1 pseudogene is annotated in these 343 nt (G+C 65.9%); it reads left to right on the top strand.

The window, feature by feature from the left end:
- Positions 1–291: pseudogene (locus A3764_RS25520) on the top strand (phosphodiesterase); the annotation flags it as partial.
- Positions 292–343 lie beyond the last annotated feature (52 nt).

The raw sequence follows: 343 nt of genomic DNA, 5'->3' as shown, positions 1-343 counted from the left end.
ACAGACCCGATCCGCCATCACGTGGCGGCCAAACGCTATCTCTGCGCCACCGACCCCGCCTATTTCGACAAGCTCAGTCCGGCTTCGGTACATACGCTGAACCTGCAGGGCGGGCCGATGGATGCCGATGAAGTACGGCGCTTCGCCGCTGAGCCGAATCTGGATGCGATCCTTCAGGTCCGGATCTGGGACGACGCCGGCAAGGACCCGGCCCGGCAGACGCCTGGCTTCGATCACTACGCGCCCATGATACAACGGGTCGCGGACGCGCACGCAGGGGGGACCCCATGAAGCTACAGGATCTCGGCATCATCGTCACAGCGCCCCCCGCACCGGGCTGGGG

The organism is Sulfitobacter sp. HI0129 (assembly GCF_001635395.1).
Taxonomy (GTDB): domain Bacteria; phylum Pseudomonadota; class Alphaproteobacteria; order Rhodobacterales; family Rhodobacteraceae; genus Sulfitobacter.
This window is presented reverse-complemented; position numbering and strand designations above follow the sequence as displayed.